This window comes from Crocosphaera sp. Alani8 (genome assembly GCF_038442745.1).
Lineage (GTDB): Bacteria > Cyanobacteriota > Cyanobacteriia > Cyanobacteriales > Microcystaceae > Crocosphaera.
Genome location: NZ_JARVCN010000409.1, coordinates 1 through 2566 on the forward strand (window position 1 = coordinate 1; position 2566 = coordinate 2566).

Sequence of the window (2566 nt, forward strand, 5' to 3'; positions counted from 1 at the left end):
CCTGGTTTTATGAACATGGTTTGGAACTTTGTCTCGTCAGGTGCAAGATGTGAGTGTAAAGCATTTTGCCACTTTGAATTGATCGATTGCGTGTAAGATAATAAATGCTAAAAAAGTACCACCTGTAAATTTTCCGTTGCTGCACTCAAAGAGTCTGTATCAATAAGGAGCGATCGCCCTTTGTTCCTCTGACTTCAACCCTATATCACAGCAACGCCGGCTATTCAGTCAATAGATGAAGCATTTTGCGGAACACCACTTTATCTTCTCCTGCTTGATAAAATTCACGAATACGAGCTTCTTCATCGTACCCGTTCTTAAAATAGACCTTCATACTACATAATGCGAGTAACAAATATACTACGTTTGGCTCGTTTCCAACCATCCCCAGAAAATCATTTTTCCTCTGTGGACGAGTGTACACTCGTTGTTTGACGATCCTTATCCCGTTGGTTTTTAACACTCACCTCCCTCACGGGGTGACAAACCCGTTAAAATCCTGATTGAAAGGGAGTTTCAGCCGTTGCGATCGCTCTATAAATTGTCAAAAACTAGAGGGCTTATTGAGAATGAACAATAATGATAATCATTCTTGTTGTCTGTGGGGGGGAGGACGGTGTTACCGTCCTCCCCCCCACAGGGGTTGATTTTTTAGTCAACCCCCGAAGACAGTGATTTTTATTAAATAATAAAGATTGGTTTATTTGGGATAGTTACATCTAAAAGAACTCATCATCTTGAGTTATTATTTGTTAAGATAAGATGCAGGAATTAAGAAGCCAATTCTATTATAAACATGGCTTGTAAACCTTTTTTATAATTGTTGAGTTTCTGGGGATTATTGTTGATCATAATCGAGATAAAATCGGAGCAAAATTCCCAAGCGTGAATCCAAAGAGAACCATAAAGTCCTATCCAGAAGTGGCTATGTCTCCGCTCACGTCTTGATTTTTCAGTTAGACGAGCAAGATATTTTGCTTGATTGGTTTGTCGAAATGTTTTACCTTTTAAAGAGGTGGCTGTGTAAGAGATCGCTATTAATAGAATCAAGGAAGTTAGTCGTTTATTATTGGCTTTACTTCCCTCCAAATTATAACCCCCTGTCTTACAATCCTTGAACATAGCTTCAATGTCTGCCCTAGCTCGATACACTTTTAAGACCTCTGATAAACTGTCTAAATTAGTTAAAATAAACCAAGGCTCTTTTTCCTGTTTTCCTTTATATTTCCGTTTCCAGTATGCTCCCACATTAAAGTTTCCAAACCCTTTATTTTTGGTAACTGAAACGTCAGTTACCAAAAATATCTTCATCCCAGGTTTAAGTCCCAACTTTGAAAACTCTTGATACTCTTCATTATCTTGTTTATGGTTAGTTCCCTGTTTCTGACGAAAGGCAAAAAATAACCTTTGTTTCTTACTTTTTTGTTTCAGCCAATAAGCCAACTTTACGCTATGGAATTCTCGGTCTCCAAGAATGACTAATTCATAGTTTTTTAAGAGACAAAGAACTGGTTGAATTAAGGCCTGTTGTTCAGACAACCTACTGGCTCCTCTTTTCTCCAAAAGTGTCCAATAGATGGGTAAAGCTCGTTTTTTCCAAATAACAGCAACCATGAAAACGTTTTTATCTTTCCATTGCGTTCGGTCAATTGTTATAATGAGACGAGAGCCAATTTTAAACTCTTTATGAATAATAGCTTTAATGACAGGAAACCAGAACCTGGGAATGCTTAAAGCCGATAAAACTAGGAATCTCTGAATATGTTTTCGGCGACTTTGATAAAGAATTGGCAACGGAAAACAGGCTGCTAACCTCTCTATTCTAACCTGTTTTTGTACCGTTAGCAACCAGAGTAAAATTCTAAAAGCCTCGAACTGTGTTTGGGTTAAATATTTGCTAAAATGGGATTCATAAACGGCTAAAAAGCTCATAATTTAAGTTATAAAACAATTAAGAACAATCTGATTATTCTTACCATAAAATCGGATTGTTTTCTCTCTTGTTGGGGTTGACTAAAAAATCAACCTGGTTTGGGGGGGGAGAGGACGGTAACACCGTCCTCTCCTCCCCCTTGCAAATGATTATCATTATCGTTCATTCTCAATAAGCTCTCTGGTTGCTGACAATTGTTTAGGATAGGGCAACAGGGAAAAACCGCTCTGGACTTACTTTTCAACCTACTTGTCACCCCGTGAGCTGAAATAATCAGAACTCATTGGAGGATAGAAAATCAATTAAACTGGGTTCTTGATGTTCAATTTAATGAAGATGATTCAAGAATTAGAAAAGATAACTCTCCTGAAAATATGGCAATCATTCGACAATTAGCCCTCAGTTTAATTAATCAAGAAAAAACGGAAAAAAAGTCGGTTAAAAGTAAACAAAATAAAGCCAATTGGGATAATGATTATCTTCTCCAGATTTTAGCGGCTTAATCAGTTTTCTATTAGACAACAAAATAGCTTGACCTTAACATCAAACATTAGTTTGAGGGATTCTCTTGTTAAAAAAGGGGCCGTTCAAAAATAGGGTTTTTTGGGTAACACTTTTAGCATAAATTGAGCC

1 protein-coding gene and 1 pseudogene are annotated in these 2566 nt (G+C 37.2%); one reads left to right on the plus strand and one right to left on the minus strand.

From position 1 onward, the window contains the following. Positions 1–771 precede the first annotated feature (771 nt). Positions 772–1932, minus strand: coding sequence for an IS4 family transposase (locus P9B04_RS20170; RefSeq protein WP_287140553.1), 1161 nt, complete (start codon positions 1930–1932; stop codon positions 772–774). Positions 1933–2196: 264 nt separating this feature from the next. Between P9B04_RS20170 and P9B04_RS20175 the strand changes: the two are divergent. Beyond that, a pseudogene (locus P9B04_RS20175) lies at positions 2197–2436 on the plus strand (ISAs1 family transposase); the annotation flags it as partial. Positions 2437–2566 lie beyond the last annotated feature (130 nt).